The following is an 18568-nucleotide window of genomic DNA, read 5'->3' as shown; positions in this document are numbered from 1 at the left end:
GGCCGATTACCCCACTTTCACCATGTGCGGTTGCGAGCTGCGCTCGGTCGGCTGGTGGTCGAGGTCGCGGCTCACCAGCAGCAGCACTTCGGCCGAAGCGTCGGACACCTGGGCCTTGTAGCCGGCGATGGAGCGGGCGAACACGTTGTAGATGACCACCGCAGGAATGGCCGCCACCAGCCCGAGGGCGGTTGCCAGCAGGGCTTCGGCGATACCGGGGGCGACGACGGCGAGGTTGGTGGTCTGGGTCTTGGCGATGCCGATGAAGCTGTTCATGATGCCCCACACGGTGCCGAACAGGCCCACGAACGGCGCCGTGGAACCGATGGTGGCGAGAACGCCGGTGCCGCTGCTCATGTTGCGGCCACAGGCGGCCACCAGGCGTTCGAGACGGAAGCTCACGCGTTCCTTGATGCCTTCCTTCTCGCGGCTGTTGGTGGACAGGCGCATTTCTTCCAGCGCGTCGTGCACCAGCAGGTTGGCCAGGGTGCCTTCCTTCGCCGCCGTGGCGCTGGCTTCCTTGAGGGTAGTGGCTTTCTTCAGGGCCGCGATCTCACCGCGCAAGCGACGCTTGGCGCCCATCAGCTCGAAGCCCTTGGCGATCCAGATGGTCCAGGTGATGATCGAAGCGATCGCCAGGCCAATCATCACCAGTTTCACGATGATGTCGGCGTTCTGGTACATGCCCCATGGGGACAGGTCGTGGGCCATGCCCAGGGAGTTGTCGTCCTTCTGCTCCTCTCCCAGATGCTTCATGGCTTCACCGAATTCAGCCAGCGCCTTTTGTGTTTCGGGCGAGAGGGCCGAGGTATCGACGCTGCCGTCAGGGTTTCTCGGTACGTCTGCCTGGGTGTTCGCGGCGGGTTCGTTGGCGGCTGCAGGGGTGGCGGCGTCGGCGAACGCGGCAGCAGGGGCCAGCAGCAGGCTGAACAGCAGCGCTGCCATGGCGCCCCAGGCGCGAGGTCGGTTGGTTGGCGAAGCGGAGGATAGAGAGCGATTCATGCTGGCCGGACCTGAGAGTAAAGAAGTCGATGTTCTTCCAGGCCTCGTGAGGCCGAGAACAAAAGTGGGGTGCATTATTGCAAGTAATTCTTGTTAACAAAAGTAATAGAGTATCTTTTTTTCCTGCATTCCTAGCCGCCCGTCTCATCCGCGCGCTAGTCTGCGGCTTTACCCGAGGAGAGCTTGATGTCCGTGTCTTCTGTTTTGATCGCCGGTTGCGGTGATATCGGCGGCCGCCTCGCCAGCCAGTTGCTGGCTGAACATTGGCAGGTCTATGGCTTGCGGCGCTCGGTTTCGAGCCTGCCGGCGGGCGTTATCGGGGTGGCTGGAGATTTGTTCAGCGCGCAATGCCCCGCCGCTTGGCCGACCGGCCCGCTGGACTACCTGGTGTACAGCGCGGCCGCGACCGAGCATGACGAAGCGGGCTATCGGGCGGCCTACATTGAAGGGTTACAACATGTGTTGGGTTGGTTGAAGCAGCATGGCCAGCAGCCCAAACGGTTGCTGTTCGTGTCCAGCAGCAGCGTATACGGGCAGAAAGCGGGGGAGTGGGTCGATGAAACCTCGCCCACCGAAGCCGACGGCTACTCCGGCCGGTTGATGCTCGAAGCCGAGCAACTGGCCCTCGACAGCGGCATCCCGGCCAGCCGCGTGCGCCTGACCGGCATCTACGGCCCGGGCCGCGAATGGCTGTTGAGCCAAGTGCGCCAGGGCTACCGCGTGGTGGTCGACCCGCCGCTGTACGCCAACCGCATCCACGCCGACGACGCCGCAGGCCTGCTGGCGTTTCTGCTGGAAGCGGATCGCCAAGGCAAACCCCTCGACGACTGCTACATCGGCGTCGACGATGCCCCCGCCGCACTCGCCGATGTGGTGGGCTGGCTGCGCGAATACATGGGCGTCACCGAATGGGCTGAAGACGCCAGCGTGCGCCGCGCCGGCAGCAAGCGCTGCAGCAACGCCCGGGCCAAAGCCCTGGGCTGGACCCCGCGCTACCCGAGCTTTCGCGAAGGCTATGCGGCGATCCTGGAAGGGCGCTGCTAAAAGGCCAATGGGCCGACGCAGGCCCCTGTGGGAGCGAGCCTGCTCGCGAAGCGTCGGCACATCGGACACGGATGCTAGCTGACCCACCGTTATCGCGAGCAGGCTCGCTCCCACATTGGTTACGCTTCAGGTCGTGTAGTCGGCATTGATCCGGATATACCCTTCCGACAGGTCGCAACCATAAACGGTGAATTGCCCTTGGGCGATGTTCAGGTCAACCGAGATCAACACTTCCTTGCCTTGCAGGTAACCTTTGACCGCCAGTAACCCGGCCTCGTCCAACTGGCGCGGATAGGCCTCGGTTTCGCCAAACACAATGCGGACCTTGTCCGGATCGATGTCCTGCTCCGCCTCGCACTTGCCGATCGCCATGGCCACGCGTCCCCAGTTCGGGTCTGCGCCATGTACGGCTGTCTTCACCAGCGGCGAATTGACGATGGCCTTAGCCACACGCTTGGCTTGCGCATCGTCACGGGCTCCCGTGACCTGCACCTCCAGGGCCTTGCTCGCCCCTTCGCCGTCCGAGGCAATCATGCGCACCAGCCCCAAGGCGATGTCGTAAAGCGCTTGCTCGAACGCCACCAGGTCCACCTCGCCAGCCAGCCCGTTGGCGAGGATCGCCGCCGAGTCGCTGGTGGAGGTATCGGTGTCGATGCTCAAGGCGTTGAAGGTTTTGTCGATGACCCGACGGAACAGCGCATCCAGCACATCGGGGGCAATCCTGGCGTCGGTGAAGAAGAACGTCAGCAGGGTCGCCATGTTCGGCTCAATCATGCCGACACCCTTGGCGATGCCCACCAGGCTAGCGTTGCCAACCGTGCGCGCTGCGTACTTGGTGTGGGTGTCGGTGGTCATGATCGCCGCCGCGCAGCGTTGGAAATCGGCAGGCTGCGATGGCGGCACGTCACCCAGGAAGGCGCGGATCTTCTCCATCGGATACTGGCGGCCGATCACGCCGGTCGAGGCGATCACCAACTCCTGCGGGTCGACGTCCACCGCCCGAGCCAACCCCGTGCGCACCTCCTGGGCATTGGCCAGGCCTTCGGGGCCAGTGGCGACGTTGGCATTGCGCGCAATTACCACCACGCCCCGTGCGGTATCACGCTGCGCGACTTCGCGGGATAAAGTCACACTTGGGCCGGCGAAGCGCGACTGGGTGAACACGGCACTGATGCTGGCCGGCACGTCGGAGATGACAGCCATGAAATCGTCACGGCTGTCCTTGATACCCAGGTTGGCGATGATGCTGCGAAAGCCCTTCGGCTGGATGTGCGTGTCGCTCATGTCAGGTCCTTTAGATGGATGATTGTTTCCCTACTGGCGATCCGGCTTGCCGGTCGGCGGCAACGGTATCCTGTCAAGCATCACGTTGCCAGCGGCAACATGCCTCCAGGGCCTTGACTTGGTTGATTGAACTCGCCGAGCATTCTTCGCGGTCATGCATGGAGAGAGCTTCCATTCGATTCACCCTCTCTTTTTTGCCACCCCGTACTGGAATCTCAAGAAGGCCCATCGGATCCTGCTCTGCGACGCGGACTATGCCGCAACGACTGCCGGGTTTGGCGGGATATGCATCTCCTCTAATTTTGCGTCGTCGATGTGGCCGACCTCTATCGAACGACCCAACCGCGACAGGGACCGTCATCCATGCAAGCCAGTTTCAGCAAAGGCGTCATCTTTGCACTCTCCGCCGCTGCACTGAACGCAACAATCGGTGTGCTCAGCAAAGTGCTCATGAGCAATGGCTTCACCGCCAGCAGCGTTGCCGTCATCAAGACCTTCCTGGGATGCCTGTTGCTCTCGGCCTTGTTGCTGTTCCTCAAACGCCCGGCGACGACGGCCAAATGGACCCAGGCGGCGATCTGCGCGTTCCTCGGCATCTTCGTGCTGTTCCACTTCGAAACCTCTGCCTATCGGCATTACGCCGCGGCGGGCGTCGTGGTGATGCTGATGGCCAGTGCCTCAATCTCCTCGATTGTGCTGGGCCGCATATTCCTGAAAGACGCCATCACCGCAAACGCCACCGTGGGCGCCACGCTGGCGATTGCCGGCATCGCGGTGATCTTCGGCGCCGACCTGCAACAGGGCTTCACCCTCCAGGGCGCGGCACTCGCGTCCATGGCCGGCTGCGGCTACGGGGCGTTTTCGGTGGCGATGAAGCGGATGGGCGTGTCCGGTGGGCTGCACTTCACCCGTCAGTTGCTGTTCTTCGGCAGCCTGTATCTGCTGATGCCGGCGGCGGCCGACGGCTTCGTGATCGGCGAGTTGTCGCCCCTGGCCATTGCCGCTCTGCTGGCGCTGGCCGCGCTGCCGACCATCCTCGGCTTTTTCTGCACCACCAAGGCCATCGAGTACCTCAAGCCTTCCCAGGTGCAAGCGCTGGAACTGACCGAACCGTTGTTCGCCGCGCTGCTGGCGTTCGTGGTGCTCAATGAAGTCCCGCGTGAAAGCCTGTACGTGGGCGCGGCGCTGATCATCGTTGGGCTGTGCTTCTCCAATGAGCTGATCCGCTTGGGTAAGAAAGCGCCTATTCCGTCGGGTGTGTGAAGGTCGCCGGGGCTTTTAGCGCAATCAAGGCTGGGGCCAAGGTGCGAACTTGGCCTTTTGCTGAAGAGGCTGCGAGGTCATTCCGCTCTGGCTCGCTTCTCACGAAAACTACATCGCCCCTCGGCGAAGTTCCTCAATCGCTTTTTGCAAACCTTTGGAATCGGCGGCCATCGCCTTCTCGGATGACTCACCGGGCTCCAGCTTTCTCATCACCGCCATACTCTTATCATCATAGATAAACAGCTGTGCACCCGATGGCAGGGTTACCGTACGAGCGACTCTGGAGTTATCTCCGAGAGTAGGCGGTGGAGTCGTATCAACAACGCCTCCAGCATCAGGTTGACTGGACTGCCCATGTGTATCTGATCGACCTAGACTTTTCACGCCCTCGCTCAAATCCCTGGCAAAAACGGCAGAGCACCTGGCTCTCAGTACGGCCGGGACCCTGGCTTCGCCAATACTTTCATACAGATCGAGGCACAGATAAAACTGATCATCTACGCCGATAACCGAGCCAGCAATTTTCTCGACACTGGCTGCAACCACAGCCATTACGTCCTTGTTGATCTCGCTCGTGCTTGCCAATGTGGAGGCGCTTGATCCAGAGGTCGTAACAAGCGATTTCCTCGCCTCCTTCAGCGCAGCCTCAATGGAATCAATCGACGCTTTCAACTGCTTGGCTTCATCCGTCGCTGGATCCATACCCTTGTACTTCGCATTCGCCGCATTCAACTGGGTGGTCAGCTCAAGCACAGCGCCCGCTCTGTCTGCTGTCGCTGAGCCGCTCAGCGTTACACTTGGACTACGAACAACTCCTGTGAGCTGTTCAATCGCCATGAGAGCGACAGTGTTGCGCTGGTTCCTGGTGAGCATCATCCGGTACGCACTCGGTGTAATCCCCGAGTTACCGTAGGCTTGGCAAATACTGTAAAGCTGATCCCTCAACAGCTGAATCGAATGGGTTCGCAGGCCGATACTTGCCCCTGATTCCTGGAACGCGGCCGCCAGTGCAGCCACATCCGCTTTTTCTGCGGATAACGAACCGGCCAACGTCTTGAGCGCATCCGGGCTGGGCTCGGGGCACAGCACTTCGGTTTTATGGCCATATCCATCCACCCGGGTGGAGTAGGTCAGTAACCGCTCGTCGGCCTCAAGAACCCGGGACTTCTGATAAGGCGCGCATCCTGTCAGTAAGCAAACAGCCACAACCACGGATGACCAAGTCACGTTAATGTTAATCATGATCTCTTCCCTAAGAAGGCGAGGGGGCTCAGGAGGTTCTGCACGCCCACTCGCAGAGTAGATGGCAAATTGCCGCCTCGCCAATCCCTTGGAAGGCGATGCCAGCAAATACCATCCCCATTCCGAAATACGTTCAGCAGGCAGGCGGTCAGCAATCTGGTATTCGAGCGGGATCGCAAACCGAGCACTCTGGATAACGTCGAAGCGCAATAGTCACAACACCACCACCCACCCTGTGGGAGCGAGCCTGCTCGCGATGAGGCCGGAACACTCGATGTTGATGCGACTGACAGTTCGCATCCGCGAGCAACTGCGTTCCCAAAGTTTTTGATGGTTGGCTGACAAGTACTGCCTCTTCCGCTTTTCTCGCCCCAGCCCCCTCACCACCAGGACGAAACACCTCCCAGGGCATCACGCAACTGAGCCGCGCCGATGTTGCGTCGCCCCGGATCAAGCGCCAGGGCCGTTCGCAACGCCGTCCAGCAGCGCCTGGGCAGGTTGGGCGGGGCCTTGAGCTTGTGTTCCAACCCGTCATCGCGGGCCTGGGTTGAAGGCAGGCGGCGGAACGGATGTCTGCCGCTCGCCAGTTCATACAACACGCAAGCCACGCCATAGACATCGGCCCTCGCCGACAGCGGCGAGCCGTCCAACAGTTCAGGCGCGGCGTAGCCTGGGGTCCAGGCGTTGAGGCGATTGCGATTCAGGTGGGGCAGGTCTTTCAAGGGAACTTCCGTTGCCAGGCCCAAGCCGAAATCGAACAGGCGCACGCCGTCTTCGCTCAGCATTACATTGCTTGGTTTCACATAGCCGTGCAGACCGTCCCGCCTGGGCGTGACTCAGTGCCTGACTACCGTGCTTCCGCCAAGCCACACATCCTTGCGCCTTTGCCTACAACTACGCCAGAATTCGCCCGCTTGTGCGCCTTGTTCCTGGGCTTTATCGTTTTCCTGCCACTGCCCATCAGTGGTCGGGTTTAGTAGCCCGGTAGTTAACATCGGCTGCATGAGTCTCATCTGTCAGGCATTGCCTGCACTTATGGTGGCTGTGCGCATGGCGCCTTCGGGCGCGCCGGGTTTTCGTTGACTTTACCGGTCTACTAACTTGCGCACAGCTGCCACCCTCATTCGTTTAGTAGCGAGAAGGTTGCAGCCCTACTACTAAAGGAAAGTCGATGTTCAAAATAACTCCGAATCCTCCAGAAGCAGATCCTGCTTCCCCCTACGCCGACGGTATAAACGCTCAGAAACTGGACGCCGCCGCAAAACGTGCCCTGGATTTCTACCTACTACCCAAACAGACGAAGTCCAAAGCTGGCACTCAACCGGGCCAGCTATTCACCGTCATAGAAGACATCGACACCGAATGTCTGCTCGCCAACCTTAGCGAAACCCTGGCCTCGGCTGATGCTATGGTCAGCGACTTGGCATTCGAACTGGATGGCTCACGACGCCATGTCGCCCTCGGTATTCAGCAACTGATAGAGCTAAGTTCATTGTTGGCGAATCGAGCGCTTGATAACGTCGAAGCGACATAGCGATTAGATGCCCCAAAAAACCGACGCTTGCGTCGGTTTTTTATCTGACACTACCTAGAGGTTTTTAGATCTTAAGACCATGTTTGCGCTCCGCGCAAATCATCACAACCCAGCCAAATCTACCTGATAGTCTTGGGAGTGATTCAATTAATGGAAAGTAGCTTTTCGAACGAGTGGCTGCTTAGACTGTGCTTATAGCTCAGCCCGGTCAGGAGCGTATCCACCCAACCCGCTGATTGGGAAGGCTATCTGGGCAGATTCACTTTGACTAGGCTGATTGCGAGTGCCTGAGGAGAGACATCGATGACGGTTGGTAAGCCAGTGATGAAGATGCCTGAGTTTCTGGTTTATGCGAAGCCTCTTGCCACCGGCTTTATCGGAGGAGAGGTCTGGCGGATTGCCTCTTATCTTGGCGAAAATTTCGCGCCGAAATTGACCGGGGTTGCCCTGTGGGTGCAACTCAGCGTCATACTGCTCTTTCTTTTGTTATGTCTAGTTTATTTATTAGAACGAGGAGCGTACCAATCCGCCGTTCGAATGATTCGCAGTGGTCGCTTAGATTTACTTGCCTCAATCGGTTTTGGTATATGGATAAATGAGCTGATATCCCCTTGGTTGAGTGCAGCGCATGAGGTCCTGAAAAGTGCAAGTCCCAACTGGACCTTAGTGGTTTTTCTTCTTCTGTGTACCTTACTGATTTCACCGCTGGTTCAATTGTATTTCTTTAAACCACGAGAAAAAATTTCGCAGCTTTATTTCATGACGGATGAAGAAATTGAAAGCGAAGGCGAAGATTTGCTTGCGGCCAAAGCACAAGCTAAGTCATTTGCAGAAATGGTTCTCGCAAGCGAAACCCACTCGGGTCTAGTTTTTGGTATAGATGGACCATGGGGTGTAGGTAAAACAAGCTTCATCAATCTTGCAGCGCGTTCGTGGGAGAAAGCAGAAGACAAGGTCATACTCTGCAGATTTGAACCCCTTCGATATGCATCTGAACCTGATCTTGCGGACCGGTTGATTAAAGACTTATCTGCCGCGATTCAGCGTAAAGTTTTTGCACCAGAGTTTCGTCCAGCGGCAACGCGGTACTCTAGACTGATAAAAGGCAAGGCCGATGTTTCATTTCTTGGCTTCAAACTGTCCCTCGAGCCTGCGCAAGAGACTGTAGACGAGCTGTTGGATGATATCGATGAGGTGCTTAGGCGCATCGACCGCCGGGTGATTATTATCATTGACGACCTTGATCGCCTTGATGCAAAGACAACAAACTCAGTTCTATTTGCAACTCGACGGACATTCAAGCTTTCCCAAGCAACCTATATTCTTTGCTATGACACTGAAGTGCTCGCAGGTGGGCAAGAAGAAAGTTGGAAAGCTAGAGCGTTCCTCGAGAAATTCGTAACTGTTAAGTTAAGTTTGTTTGTGGATAGCTCACATATTCGAGACTTCCTCAGGAAAGATTGGCAGCGAGCAGATGGCCAGTTCGGCTCAATTCCCTCTGATACTATGCTGAAGTTCAGTGCGATGCTGAATGAGCTTGCAGAAATATTAGACGGTGAACTGGCTGCGAATTATTTGCCCTTCGTGGGGGATCTAAGAAAAATTAAGCGGTTGATTAACGCTATGCTACTCATGCAGCTTGATAAAAGCGATATAGGGCGGGCGGACTTTAATAAGCGTGATCTTATAAATCTAATACTGATTCATTTGTGCTGTCCGGGGTTGTTTAGATGTATTTATGCTGCGGAGGCTGAAGGTCGATCTGGGATTTTTTCTGTTCGTCGAGAATACGGGCAGCGAGAGTTTAGCAATTCATCTGAGTTTTCCAAACTACTCGAAAAGCAGTCGGCTGAGGCTGCGTTTTTGTTGAGGCAGCTTTTCGATGTACAAACCCTGGGGCTTCCGACGCGGAACGATGTAGAGGAGGTGGAGTTGGCAACGCGTGCTTGCTTCAATCAAGAGGGGTTCAGGAATCTGGAGGCGTACCTTAATCTTATTGTGCGATTCTCCGTACCAGAGCCACAGAAGACGTTTGTTCTCTACCAACGTGCCGTGGAGAAGGTGAAGCAAGGGGCAAGCATCGCTTCTATTCTAGATTCTTCTGATTTCGAACTAGTTAAAGGCGGTCATGCACATGACCAATTTTGGCGAGTACTCGTTAATCAATCGCATCTATTCACTCGAGCGGTTGCAGAAGATGCAATTGATACGCTTGTAAACTACCTTCCGCGTTATTCCACTATAGAAAACGGCGATAGAGGATTGCGGCAAAGACTGATCTACGCCTTGATACGTCTTTTGGATCGTGCTGGTTGGGGAAGGACATCCGGTAAGCGGCTTTCAAATACACCTGAGAATGTTGTTGAGATTGCATGGCGGATTTTTGGTGATTACTCATATGAGGGGAGAGGTTTAATCCGACGTCTTGCTAGTAGTGAGCGCGGCGTACTTGGCTGGAATGATCTTATGCTATTCAGGCTTCAGTGTTCTGCAGACCGCCAAGGACAGTTGCACAACTTGCAGTCGGCTCTCATCTTACGTGAGGCTCAAGGAGCTAAGACTGATGGTTTTGTGAGCAATCTGGCTTTGCAAGGAATGAGGAAACTGTCTCAAGAGGTTTTCAGCCTATTTAAGGCGAATTACATCGATACGCAAAATAACTTTTACTCGGATGTGGACTCTGCTCCTTCCGAAATTTTCTGGGGTGCATGTTCGTCGCCATGGGTTCCAAGAGTTGATGACTCCCTAGGCGATTCTTCGCCGCGTCTTATTTCGTCGATGCGCTCTGCTGTAAAAGCATTCGTTATCTATCAATTGAGCAATTCTCTGGCGCCAACTGGTTCTGGTGTGGGATGTGGTTATTACGATGTGGTTGGGCAGGGTGATGGTGGCGGGATTGCAAAATTGATGAATGAGTACGTCTTCGAAGTTTGCTTCAATCCTGATGTCAATGAGGACAACGTGTTCTATTTTTTGGACCACTGTTTGGGGAATTTAAGTAATTCATTTCTGCTAGGCGGTGATGTGGCTGGCTATATTGCAACTAAATCTGGGATTGTAAGTGGCTTTGATCTGAAGGTGGTGGGGTGTTATTGGTACAGGTATCGAGAGCTTATTCGTCAGAAAGTATCAGGCTCCGATGAAAGGTATGTGTTTACTTCCAGCTATATGGCTTCGTACAGCAAAGATTTAGATGGCGTATTTGAGGTGCTAGATGCTTTGATTGAGGAGGGGGTGGAAAAGGCCGAATAGTGCTTCGCAAAAAATGGTAAGTGATTCTGGTATTCTGGTAGTAGCACTGAAAATTCATCAGGTGGATAGTAGATTCATTGGCGACTGATTAGAAGCGTAAGATCCTTGCTAGAGTATTGACTGTAAACTATCAAGAAGTTGGATAGGGATTATGATAGCTCACTACTACCGCGAGCAGGCTTCCACAATGAGGTTGGCGGTGTTTGAGGTTTTTCGGAGGGGCTGGTTTGCTGGCGGGTGTGCCCGCCACTGAAGTGGGCGGGCTAGTACGGAGAGAGCGGCTTACTGCTTTTCCAACACCCACTGCCGAGGCCCCGCCGTATACGATGGAATCTCATCCGCCAACGACGCATTCACAGTCTGGAATATCTCCAGTTGCTTCCCATCCCGAGCAAAGATCCAGGTATTCCCATGGCCTTTCTGCTGCAGCCAGATGGTGTCGTTGCCGTTGCTCATGGTGGCGCAGTCGCCTGCCAGGCACAGGGCGTAGCGGTCGACGCCCGGCAGGCCGCTGACTTGGCCGTCGGGTTGGAACTGTACGGTGGCGCCTTGGCCGGGGCCGTTGACGATGTTCCAGGTGCCGTTCAGGTAGGCGGCGTATAGCGCTCGCTCGAAGCTCGCGCCGATGGGGGTGCCTTCCGGTACCTGGAGTTGCGCGCGGTCGAACACTTGTTGTGGCTCGTTCTCGGTGGCGGCCTGGCTCAGTTGGTTGCCGTCGCGCTTGAGTTCGCTGGCGGCGCTGCCGTAGATGTCGACTTTCCACAGGCCGTCTTCTTCGGCCAGCAACTTGCCTTCGACGTTTTCAAAACCGTTGGTGTAGCGCGCCTGACCGGCTCGGGTGTTGATGTCCCATTCCAGGTTGGGGCCATAGGCCTGCAGCGCTTCGCGCAGGGGGCCACCCTTGGCGGCAGCGTCGATGGCGGCCTGGTTGATCCAGGTGCCGCTGATGTCACGGTCGGCAGGGTCGCTGGCGCAGCCGGCCAGGAGGAGGGCGAGCAGCGGGAGAGCAAGCGCTTTGCGCATGGTGGAATCCTTTCAAAACGAAAACGGCGCAGCGGGGGACGCTGCGCCGGCCTTGTTACTCGATGACCAGGATGGCATCCATCTCGACCTGCGCGCCCTTTGGCAGGGCCGCTACGCCGATGGCGGCGCGGGCAGGGTAGGGCTGGTCGAAGTACTTGCCCATGATCTCGTTGACCTTGGCGAAGTGGCTCAGGTCGGTGAGGAAGATGTTGAGCTTGACGATGTCCTTGAACGACCCGCCGGCGGCTTCGGCCACGGCCTTGAGGTTTTCGAAGACCTGTACGGTCTGGGCTTCGAAGCCTTCCACCAGCTCCATGGTTTTCGGGTCCAGGGGGATCTGGCCCGACATGTACACGGTGTTGCCCGCCTTGATCGCCTGGGAATAAGTACCGATGGCGGCCGGGGCCTTGTCGCTGGTGATGACGGTTTTGGTCATGTATGACTCCTTGTAATGGCTGGGCTATTGGGGGTTATGCGCGCATGCGGGTGATGCGGATAACGCCGGTCAGGGCTCGCAGTTTCTTGATCACGCGGGCCAGGTGTACGCGGTCGTGCACGCTGACCACCAGTTGGACGACGCTGATGCGGCCGTCGCGCTCGTCCATGCTGATTTTCTCGATGTTGCCGTCGGCGGCGTTGACGCTGCTGGCCAGCAGGGCGATCAGGCCACGCTGGTGTTCCAGCTCGACCCGCAGCTCGACATTGAATTCGCCGGTGACATCCTTGGCCCAGGAGAGCTGGATGCATTTTTCCGGGTTGTGGCGGATTTCGCTGATGTTGCGGCAGTTGTCCAGGTGCACCACCATCCCCTTGCCGGCGGACAGGTGGCCGACAATCGGGTCGCCCGGGATCGGCGTGCAGCACTTGGCGTAGCTGAGCACCAGGCCTTCGGTGCCGCGGATCGCCAGTGGGCCTTCAGGGCTTGGCAGTTGTTCGCCTTCGCCCAGCAGGCGGCGGGCGACGACATAGGCCATGCGATTGCCCAGGCCGATGTCTTCGAGCAGGTCTTCGACCAGTTCGAGGCGGTATTCCTGGAGCATCGCTTGCACGCGCTCGGCCGGGACTTTTTCCAGCGAGCTGTCGAAACCGTTCAGCACCTTGTTCAGCAGGCGTTCGCCGAGGCTGATGGATTCGGAGCGGCGTTGCAGTTTCAGGGCGTGGCGGATGTGGGTACGGGCCTTGCCGGTGACCACGAAGTTGAGCCACGCCGGGTTCGGCCGCGCACCGGGGGCGCTGACGATTTCCACCGTGGAGCCGCTTTGCAGCGGTTCGGACAACGGCGCCAAACGACGGTTGATCCGGCAGGCGATGCAGCTGTTGCCGACGTCGGTGTGCACCGCGTAGGCGAAGTCCACCGCCGTGGAGCCTTTGGGCAGCTCCATGATCCGGCCCTTGGGCGTGAAGACGTAGACCTCGTCCGGGAACAGGTCGATCTTGACGCTCTCGATGAACTCCAGGGAGTTGCCGGCCCGCTGCTGCATTTCCAGCACACCCTTGACCCACTGTCGGGCCCGAGCGTGGGTGCTCTTGGGTTGTTCGTCACCGCTGGATTTGTACAGCCAATGGGCGGCGATGCCGTTGTTGGCCATTTCTTCCATTTCACGGGTACGGATCTGGATCTCGATCGGTACGCCGTGCATGCCGAACAGCGTGGTGTGCAGCGACTGGTAGCCGTTGGCCTTGGGAATCGCGATGTAGTCCTTGAAGCGTCCCGGCAGCGGTTTGTACAAATTATGCACAGCACCCAGCACGCGGTAGCAGGTATCGACCTTGTCGACGATGATCCGGAACGCGTAGACGTCCATGATCTCGTTGAAGGCCCGGCGCTTGCCGCGCATTTTCTTGTAGATGCCGTAGAGGTGTTTCTGCCGCCCGCTGACTTCGCCTTCGATGCCGTCGATGGCCAGGCAGTGGCTCAGAGACTCTTCGATCTTGTTGACGATTTCCTTGCGGTTGCCCCGGGCGCGCTTGACGGCCTGGTTGATGCGCGCCGAACGCATCGGGTGCATGGCCTTGAAGCCGAGGTCTTCGAATTCGATGCGGATTGCATGCATGCCCAGGCGGTTGGCGATGGGCGCGTAGATTTCCAGGGTTTCCTTGGCGATGCGTCGGCGTTTTTCGCCGGACAGCACTTCCAGGGTGCGCATGTTGTGCAGGCGGTCGGCGAGCTTGACCAGGATCACGCGAATGTCGCGGGCCATGGCCATGGCCATTTTCTGGAAGTTTTCGGCCTGGGCCTCGGCCTTGGTCTCGAAGTTCATCTGGGTCAGTTTGCTGACCCCGTCGACCAGTTCGGCCACGGTTTCGCCGAACTGCGCTTGCAGCGCTTCCTTGGCAATGCCGGTGTCTTCGATCACGTCATGGAGCATGGCCGCCATCAGGCTCTGATGGTCCATGTGCATGTCGGCAAGGATGCCCGCCACCGCGAGCGGGTGCGTGACATACGCCTCGCCGCTGCGGCGGCGTTGGCCGTCGTGGGCTTGTTCGGCGTAGAAGTAGGCTCGGCGGACCAGATTGACCTGGTCCGTGCCGAGGTAGGCCGATAAGCGATCGGCGAGGGCGTCTATGCTCGGCATGATGATGACTCCTGCCGTTTGCTGTGACCCCGCGCCGTGCTACGTCGACCAGGCATAGATTTAGACCGCCTCGTTGGACTCGTCCTCGAACGCTGCGAACAGCGGTTCGTCTTCAACGATTTCAGCGTTGGCGATGAACTCGTAGCTCATCAGGCCTTCGGCGATTTCACGCAGCGCTACCACGGTAGGCTTGTCGTTTTCCCACTGGACCAATGGCTCTTTGCCGCCGGTGGCCAGTTGACGGGCACGCTTGGTAGAGAGCATGACCAGCTCAAAGCGGTTTTCCACGTGTTCTAGGCAGTCTTCAACGGTTACGCGGGCCATGGTATTCCTCGGAGCGAATGCGATATGCGCGCTGCCCGGTTGGGCGAGCGGACTCGACAGTTTAAAAAAACACCAGCGTTTAGGGAAGCGCTGATTTTTTGACCAAACCCCTCGGCGCGCTGCAAGTACCAATGTAAAGCCGTTGCAGCGGTTTTGGGAAGGGGCGGTCAGCCCAGCAGTTCGGCCAATAATTTACCGAAACGTTGCTGCTGGCGTTTCTGTTGCAGCTGATTGGCGCGGAAAACCGCCTTCAGGTCGTTCAGCGCGTGGGCGAAATCATCGTTGATGATCAGGTAATCGTAGTCCACGTAGTGGCTCATTTCGCTGACGGCTTCACGCATCCGGCCTTCGATAATCTCGTCGCTGTCCTGGCCACGGTTGTTCAGGCGCTGGCGCAAGGCTTGCTGGCTCGGTGGCAGGATGAAGATCGAACGGGCCTGGGGCATCAGCTTGCGCACCTGTTCGGCGCCTTGCCAGTCGATTTCCAGGATCAGGTCGTGGCCTTCGTCCAGGGTCTGCTGCAAGTAGCTCTGCGAGGTGCCGTAGAGGTTGCCGAAGACTTCGGCGCGCTCCAGGAAGTCGCCGTGCTCGGCCATCTTCACGAACTCTTCGCGGTCGACGAAGTGGTAGTTCACGCCGTTCACTTCACCCGGGCGCATGGCGCGGGTGGTGTGGGAGACCGAGACGCGGATCTGCGGCTCGGCGTCGATCAGGGCCTTGACCAGGCTGGTCTTGCCGGCGCCCGAGGGCGCTGAAATGATGTAGAGAGTGCCGGTGCTGTGGGTCATGTCGGGTTAGCCTTACTCAATGTTCTGCACTTGTTCGCGCATCTGCTCGATCAACACCTTGAGGTTGACCGCAGCCTGGGTGCTGCGCGGGTCGAAGGCTTTGGAGCCCAGTGTATTGGCTTCGCGGTTGAGTTCCTGCATCAGAAAGTCCAGGCGGCGACCGGCCGCACCGCCGGACTTGAGCACCCGGCGGACTTCGATGATGTGGGTGCTCAGGCGATCCAGTTCTTCGGCCACGTCGCTTTTCTGCGCGAGCATGACCATTTCCTGTTCCAGGCGCTGCGGATCCAGCTCGGCCTTCATGTCGGCGAAGCGATCCAGGACTTTCTGGCGTTGGGTGGCGAGCATCTGCGGAACCAGTTCGCGCAGGGTCGCCACGTCTTCTTCGATGGAGGTCAGGCGCTCGTTGATCAGCCGGGCCAGTTCCGCGCCTTCGCGCTCACGGCCGGCTTTGAGTTCCTTGAGTCCCTGGTTGAACAGCGCCAGCGCCTCGGCGTTCAGGGCCTGGGGATCGCTGGCATCGCCCACCAGCACGCCAGGCCAGGCCAGGACTTCCAGCGGGTTCAGGGCGGCGGGGTTCTTGATCAGGCTGGCAACGGTTTCGGCCGCTGCCACCAATTGCGCGGCGCGCTCGCGGTTCACTTGCAATGGCTTGCCGGTGCTTTCTTCGGTAAAGCGCAGGGTGCATTCCAGCTTGCCCCGGGACAGGCCCTGGCGCAGTGCTTCGCGCACGCCGCCTTCCAGGTCGCGGAAGGACTCGGGCAGGCGCAGGTGCGGCTCCAGGTAGCGGCTGTTGACCGAGCGCAGTTCCCAGCTCAGGGTGCCTTGGGCGCCGGCCTTTTCGACGCGGGCGAAGGCGGTCATGCTGTGCACCATGGAGGTTCCTCGCAATGCAGGCCGGGCACGACCGGGGTCGTGGCGCCTGGGGTCTGTGGATAAAAAGCCGACGGGCAGCAAAGGCGCAGGATTGTAGCGCAGTGAGGCGCGTGCCCCCAAACCGTGCCTGTGACAAAGCGCTGCAACCCGTCGGGCGGGCCTTTGAGCGGCATGCGGCGCGGCGGTTTCAAAGCGTCGCGACGTTTTAAACTGCCCTAGGACGATTCGCGGCTTTATAATGCCGGCAGTTTTCCGTCCTCTGTACAGGTGTTCCCTATGAAACGTCCAAGTGGTCGCGCTGCCGATCAGCTCCGCTCGATCCGCATTACCCGCAACTACACCAAACACGCCGAGGGATCCGTACTGGTCGAATTCGGTGATACCAAGGTCATCTGCACCGTCAGCGTCGAAAATGGCGTGCCACGGTTCCTCAAGGGCCAGGGCCAGGGCTGGTTGACGGCTGAATACGGCATGCTGCCGCGCGCCACCGGTGAGCGGAACCAGCGCGAGGCCAGCCGTGGCAAGCAAGGCGGGCGCACCCTGGAAATCCAGCGCCTGATCGGCCGTTCGCTGCGTGCTGCCCTGGACATGTCCAAGCTGGGTGACGTGACGCTGTACGTCGATTGTGATGTGATCCAGGCCGACGGCGGCACCCGCACCGCGTCCATCACCGGTGCCATGGTGGCCTTGGTCGACGCCTTGAAGGTGATCAAGAAGCGCGGCGGCCTCAAGGGCGGCGACCCGCTCAAGCAGATGATCGGCGCGGTGTCCGTAGGCATGTATCAGGGCGAGCCGGTGCTGGACCTGGATTACCTGGAAGACTCCGCCGCCGAGACCGACCTGAACGTGGTCATGACCAGTGCTGGCGGCTTCATCGAAGTCCAGGGCACAGCCGAAGGCGCGCCGTTCCAGCCTGAAGAGCTGAACGCTATGCTGGAGCTGGCGAAGAAAGGCATGAGCGAAATTTTCGAACTGCAAAAGGCCGCCCTGGCCGATTGATCCACAGCGCTTCAGACAAGGAGAGCGTCATGAGTGATGAACAAGTGCTACTGCCCCAGCCGGACAGGGAGGCGCGTCAATGGGCGATGTTTTGTCACTTGTCCGCCTTGTCGGGCCTGGTGATTCCGTTCGGTACGCTGATCGGGCCGCTGGTGCTCTGGCAGATCAAGCGCGAGTCCGATCCGTTCATCGATGCCCAGGGCAAGGAAGCGCTGAACTTCCAGATTACCGTGGCGATTGCCTCGCTTATCAGCTTCCTGTTGATGATCGTGGTGATCGGCTTCTTCCTGTTCGGGCTGATCGCCATCGGCGCGCTGGTGTTGACCATCATCGGCGGGATCAAGGCCAATGAAGGGCAGCCGTACCGATACCCGTTTACCTGGCGGTTGATCAAATAACGATCAACGCATGGCCCGTGTGGGAGCGAGCCTGCTCGCGATAGCGGTGGATCAGTCACATCAGTGTTGAAGCCCATTCCGCCATCGCGAGCAGGCTCGCTCCCACAGGGGAAAGGGATTGCCCACAAAAAAACCGACAGTGCTGTCGGTTTTTTTGTGGGTGCGAAACGATGCTTAGATCGTCAGCGTCCAGTCGTAATCCACGATCAGCGGCGCATGCTGCGAGAAGCGTGGCTGGCGCGGCAAGCGGGCGCTGCGCACGAAACGGCGCAGGCCGGGCGTCAGCAACTGGTAGTCGAAGCGCCAGCCGAGATTGAGCATCTCGGCCTGCTCGTTGTCCGGCCACCAGCTGTACTGATCGCCTTCGCGGCTGACTTCGCGCAGGGCGTCGACATAGCCCATGTTGCCGATGATCTCGTCCATCCAGGCCCGTTCAGGCGCCAGGAAACCCGGGGACTGCTGGCTGTCGCGCCAGTTCTTGATGTCCAGCTTCTGTTGCGCCACGTACAGCGAGCCACAATAGATGTACTCGCGACGTTTGCGCCGCTGCTTATCCAGGTAACGGGCGAAATCGTCCATCAACTTGAATTTCTGATTCAAATCTTCATCGCCGTTCTGCCCCGATGGGAGCAATAAGGTCGCGATGCTGACCTTGTCGAAATCGGCCTGCAGGTAGCGCCCGTAGCGGTCCGCCGTCTCGAAACCGAGACCGTTGATGACAGCCTTCGGTTGCAGCCGCGAGTACAGAGCCACGCCACCCTGGGCGGGGACTTCGGCATCGCAGGCATAAAGGAAGTAACCATCCAGTTGGAAGGCTGCATCGTCCAGTTCAAAGGCGGAGGCGCGGGTGTCCTGCAGGCAGATGACGTCGGCATTCTGTGCTTGCAGCCAACTGAGCAAACCTCGCTCCACTGCAGCCTGAATACCATTGACGTTCACACTGATGATCCGCATAAATGGCCC

Annotated in this window: 16 protein-coding genes and 1 pseudogene; 6 read left to right on the top strand and 11 right to left on the bottom strand. The window is 58.4% G+C overall.

The window, feature by feature from the left end; all coding sequences use genetic code 11:
* Nucleotides 1–6: 6 nt before the first annotated feature.
* Nucleotides 7–1002, bottom strand: a complete 996-nt coding sequence (exbB, locus tag ACODTO_RS04845; RefSeq protein ID WP_175364171.1) for a tonB-system energizer ExbB — start codon at nucleotides 1000–1002, stop codon at nucleotides 7–9.
* A 186-nt stretch (nucleotides 1003–1188) separates the two neighbouring features.
* Between exbB and ACODTO_RS04840 the strand changes: the two genes are divergently transcribed.
* Entirely contained in the window at nucleotides 1189–2046 is an 858-nt protein-coding gene (locus tag ACODTO_RS04840) for an SDR family oxidoreductase (RefSeq protein WP_175364172.1), read from the top strand.
* A gap of 126 nt (nucleotides 2047–2172) precedes the next feature.
* Here ACODTO_RS04840 and argJ read toward each other — a convergent pair whose 3' ends face one another.
* The gene (argJ, locus tag ACODTO_RS04835; RefSeq protein ID WP_139641178.1) at nucleotides 2173–3330 is read right to left on the bottom strand and encodes a bifunctional glutamate N-acetyltransferase/amino-acid acetyltransferase ArgJ; all 1158 of its coding nucleotides are present in this window, start codon (nucleotides 3328–3330) and stop codon (nucleotides 2173–2175) included.
* Between the two features lie 363 nt (nucleotides 3331–3693).
* Between argJ and ACODTO_RS04830 the strand changes: the two genes are divergently transcribed.
* Nucleotides 3694–4593: a DMT family transporter gene (locus ACODTO_RS04830; protein ID WP_139641176.1), complete on the top strand. Its 900-nt coding sequence runs from the start codon at nucleotides 3694–3696 to the stop codon at nucleotides 4591–4593.
* Between the two features lie 108 nt (nucleotides 4594–4701).
* On the opposite strand, the gene ACODTO_RS04825 is transcribed toward ACODTO_RS04830, so the two are convergent.
* Nucleotides 4702–5835, bottom strand: a complete 1134-nt coding sequence (locus ACODTO_RS04825; protein ID WP_175364174.1) for a hypothetical protein — start codon at nucleotides 5833–5835, stop codon at nucleotides 4702–4704.
* Between the two features lie 380 nt (nucleotides 5836–6215).
* A pseudogene (locus ACODTO_RS04820) lies at nucleotides 6216–6659 on the bottom strand (protein kinase domain-containing protein); the annotation flags it as partial.
* A gap of 347 nt (nucleotides 6660–7006) precedes the next feature.
* On the opposite strand from ACODTO_RS04820, the gene ACODTO_RS04815 reads away from it, so the two are divergent.
* The gene (locus ACODTO_RS04815; RefSeq protein ID WP_489106038.1) at nucleotides 7007–7369 is read left to right on the top strand and encodes a DUF6124 family protein; all 363 of its coding nucleotides are present in this window, start codon (nucleotides 7007–7009) and stop codon (nucleotides 7367–7369) included.
* Between the two features lie 303 nt (nucleotides 7370–7672).
* Complete coding sequence (locus ACODTO_RS04810; RefSeq protein ID WP_489106037.1) at nucleotides 7673–10621, top strand: P-loop NTPase fold protein; 2949 nt, start codon at nucleotides 7673–7675, stop codon at nucleotides 10619–10621.
* 282 nt (nucleotides 10622–10903) lie between these two features.
* Here the strand turns inward: ACODTO_RS04810 and ACODTO_RS04805 are convergent, their stop codons facing one another.
* The 6 genes from ACODTO_RS04805 to ACODTO_RS04780 form a co-directional block, all read right to left on the bottom strand.
* Nucleotides 10904–11644: a hypothetical protein gene (locus tag ACODTO_RS04805; RefSeq protein WP_489106036.1), complete on the bottom strand. Its 741-nt coding sequence runs from the start codon at nucleotides 11642–11644 to the stop codon at nucleotides 10904–10906.
* Nucleotides 11645–11699: 55 nt separating this feature from the next.
* Entirely contained in the window at nucleotides 11700–12080 is a 381-nt protein-coding gene (locus tag ACODTO_RS04800) for a RidA family protein (protein ID WP_014340863.1), read from the bottom strand.
* Between the two features lie 34 nt (nucleotides 12081–12114).
* Entirely contained in the window at nucleotides 12115–14220 is a 2106-nt protein-coding gene (spoT, locus tag ACODTO_RS04795; protein WP_055135215.1) for a bifunctional GTP diphosphokinase/guanosine-3',5'-bis pyrophosphate 3'-pyrophosphohydrolase, read from the bottom strand.
* Between the two features lie 60 nt (nucleotides 14221–14280).
* Nucleotides 14281–14544 (bottom strand): DNA-directed RNA polymerase subunit omega, encoded by a 264-nt coding sequence (gene rpoZ / locus ACODTO_RS04790; protein WP_003177259.1) that lies wholly within the window; start codon nucleotides 14542–14544, stop codon nucleotides 14281–14283.
* A 167-nt stretch (nucleotides 14545–14711) separates the two neighbouring features.
* Nucleotides 14712–15332, bottom strand: coding sequence for a guanylate kinase (gene gmk / locus ACODTO_RS04785; protein WP_139641160.1), 621 nt, complete (start codon nucleotides 15330–15332; stop codon nucleotides 14712–14714).
* 12 nt (nucleotides 15333–15344) lie between these two features.
* A complete protein-coding gene (locus ACODTO_RS04780) occupies nucleotides 15345–16208 on the bottom strand; it encodes a YicC/YloC family endoribonuclease (RefSeq protein ID WP_139641158.1) in 864 nt (287 codons plus the stop codon).
* 276 nt (nucleotides 16209–16484) lie between these two features.
* Here ACODTO_RS04780 and rph point away from each other — a divergent pair, with 276 nt between their 5' ends.
* Together rph and ACODTO_RS04770 are read left to right on the top strand one after the other, a co-directional pair.
* Nucleotides 16485–17207: a ribonuclease PH gene (gene rph / locus ACODTO_RS04775; RefSeq protein WP_024780256.1), complete on the top strand. Its 723-nt coding sequence runs from the start codon at nucleotides 16485–16487 to the stop codon at nucleotides 17205–17207.
* Between the two features lie 29 nt (nucleotides 17208–17236).
* Nucleotides 17237–17605 carry a DUF4870 domain-containing protein gene (locus tag ACODTO_RS04770; protein WP_024780255.1) on the top strand — a complete coding sequence of 123 codons (369 nt, stop codon included), beginning with the start codon at nucleotides 17237–17239 and terminating at the stop codon, nucleotides 17603–17605.
* 174 nt (nucleotides 17606–17779) lie between these two features.
* On the opposite strand, the gene crc is transcribed toward ACODTO_RS04770, so the two are convergent.
* Complete coding sequence (gene crc / locus ACODTO_RS04765) at nucleotides 17780–18559, bottom strand: catabolite repression control protein Crc (protein ID WP_013694557.1); 780 nt, start codon at nucleotides 18557–18559, stop codon at nucleotides 17780–17782.
* Between the last annotated feature and the right edge of the window lie 9 nt (nucleotides 18560–18568).

The sequence above is a fragment of the Pseudomonas sp. FG13 genome (genome assembly GCF_057809755.1).
Note: the sequence above shows the minus strand (reverse complement) of the source record. Positions and strands in the feature narration are given on the sequence as shown.

Coding starts and splice junctions, on each gene's coding strand:
- exbB (WP_175364171.1), bottom strand. CDS start 1,002: ATGAATCGCTCTCTATCCTCCGCTTCGCCAACCAACCGACCTCGCGCC.
- ACODTO_RS04840 (WP_175364172.1), top strand. CDS start 1,189: ATGTCCGTGTCTTCTGTTTTGATCGCCGGTTGCGGTGATATCGGCGGC.
- argJ (WP_139641178.1), bottom strand. CDS start 3,330: ATGAGCGACACGCACATCCAGCCGAAGGGCTTTCGCAGCATCATCGCC.
- ACODTO_RS04830 (WP_139641176.1), top strand. CDS start 3,694: ATGCAAGCCAGTTTCAGCAAAGGCGTCATCTTTGCACTCTCCGCCGCT.
- ACODTO_RS04825 (WP_175364174.1), bottom strand. CDS start 5,835: ATGATTAACATTAACGTGACTTGGTCATCCGTGGTTGTGGCTGTTTGC.
- ACODTO_RS04815 (WP_489106038.1), top strand. CDS start 7,007: ATGTTCAAAATAACTCCGAATCCTCCAGAAGCAGATCCTGCTTCCCCC.
- ACODTO_RS04810 (WP_489106037.1), top strand. CDS start 7,673: ATGACGGTTGGTAAGCCAGTGATGAAGATGCCTGAGTTTCTGGTTTAT.
- ACODTO_RS04805 (WP_489106036.1), bottom strand. CDS start 11,644: ATGCGCAAAGCGCTTGCTCTCCCGCTGCTCGCCCTCCTCCTGGCCGGC.
- ACODTO_RS04800 (WP_014340863.1), bottom strand. CDS start 12,080: ATGACCAAAACCGTCATCACCAGCGACAAGGCCCCGGCCGCCATCGGT.
- spoT (WP_055135215.1), bottom strand. CDS start 14,220: ATGCCGAGCATAGACGCCCTCGCCGATCGCTTATCGGCCTACCTCGGC.
- rpoZ (WP_003177259.1), bottom strand. CDS start 14,544: ATGGCCCGCGTAACCGTTGAAGACTGCCTAGAACACGTGGAAAACCGC.
- gmk (WP_139641160.1), bottom strand. CDS start 15,332: ATGACCCACAGCACCGGCACTCTCTACATCATTTCAGCGCCCTCGGGC.
- ACODTO_RS04780 (WP_139641158.1), bottom strand. CDS start 16,208: ATGGTGCACAGCATGACCGCCTTCGCCCGCGTCGAAAAGGCCGGCGCC.
- rph (WP_024780256.1), top strand. CDS start 16,485: ATGAAACGTCCAAGTGGTCGCGCTGCCGATCAGCTCCGCTCGATCCGC.
- ACODTO_RS04770 (WP_024780255.1), top strand. CDS start 17,237: ATGAGTGATGAACAAGTGCTACTGCCCCAGCCGGACAGGGAGGCGCGT.
- crc (WP_013694557.1), bottom strand. CDS start 18,559: ATGCGGATCATCAGTGTGAACGTCAATGGTATTCAGGCTGCAGTGGAG.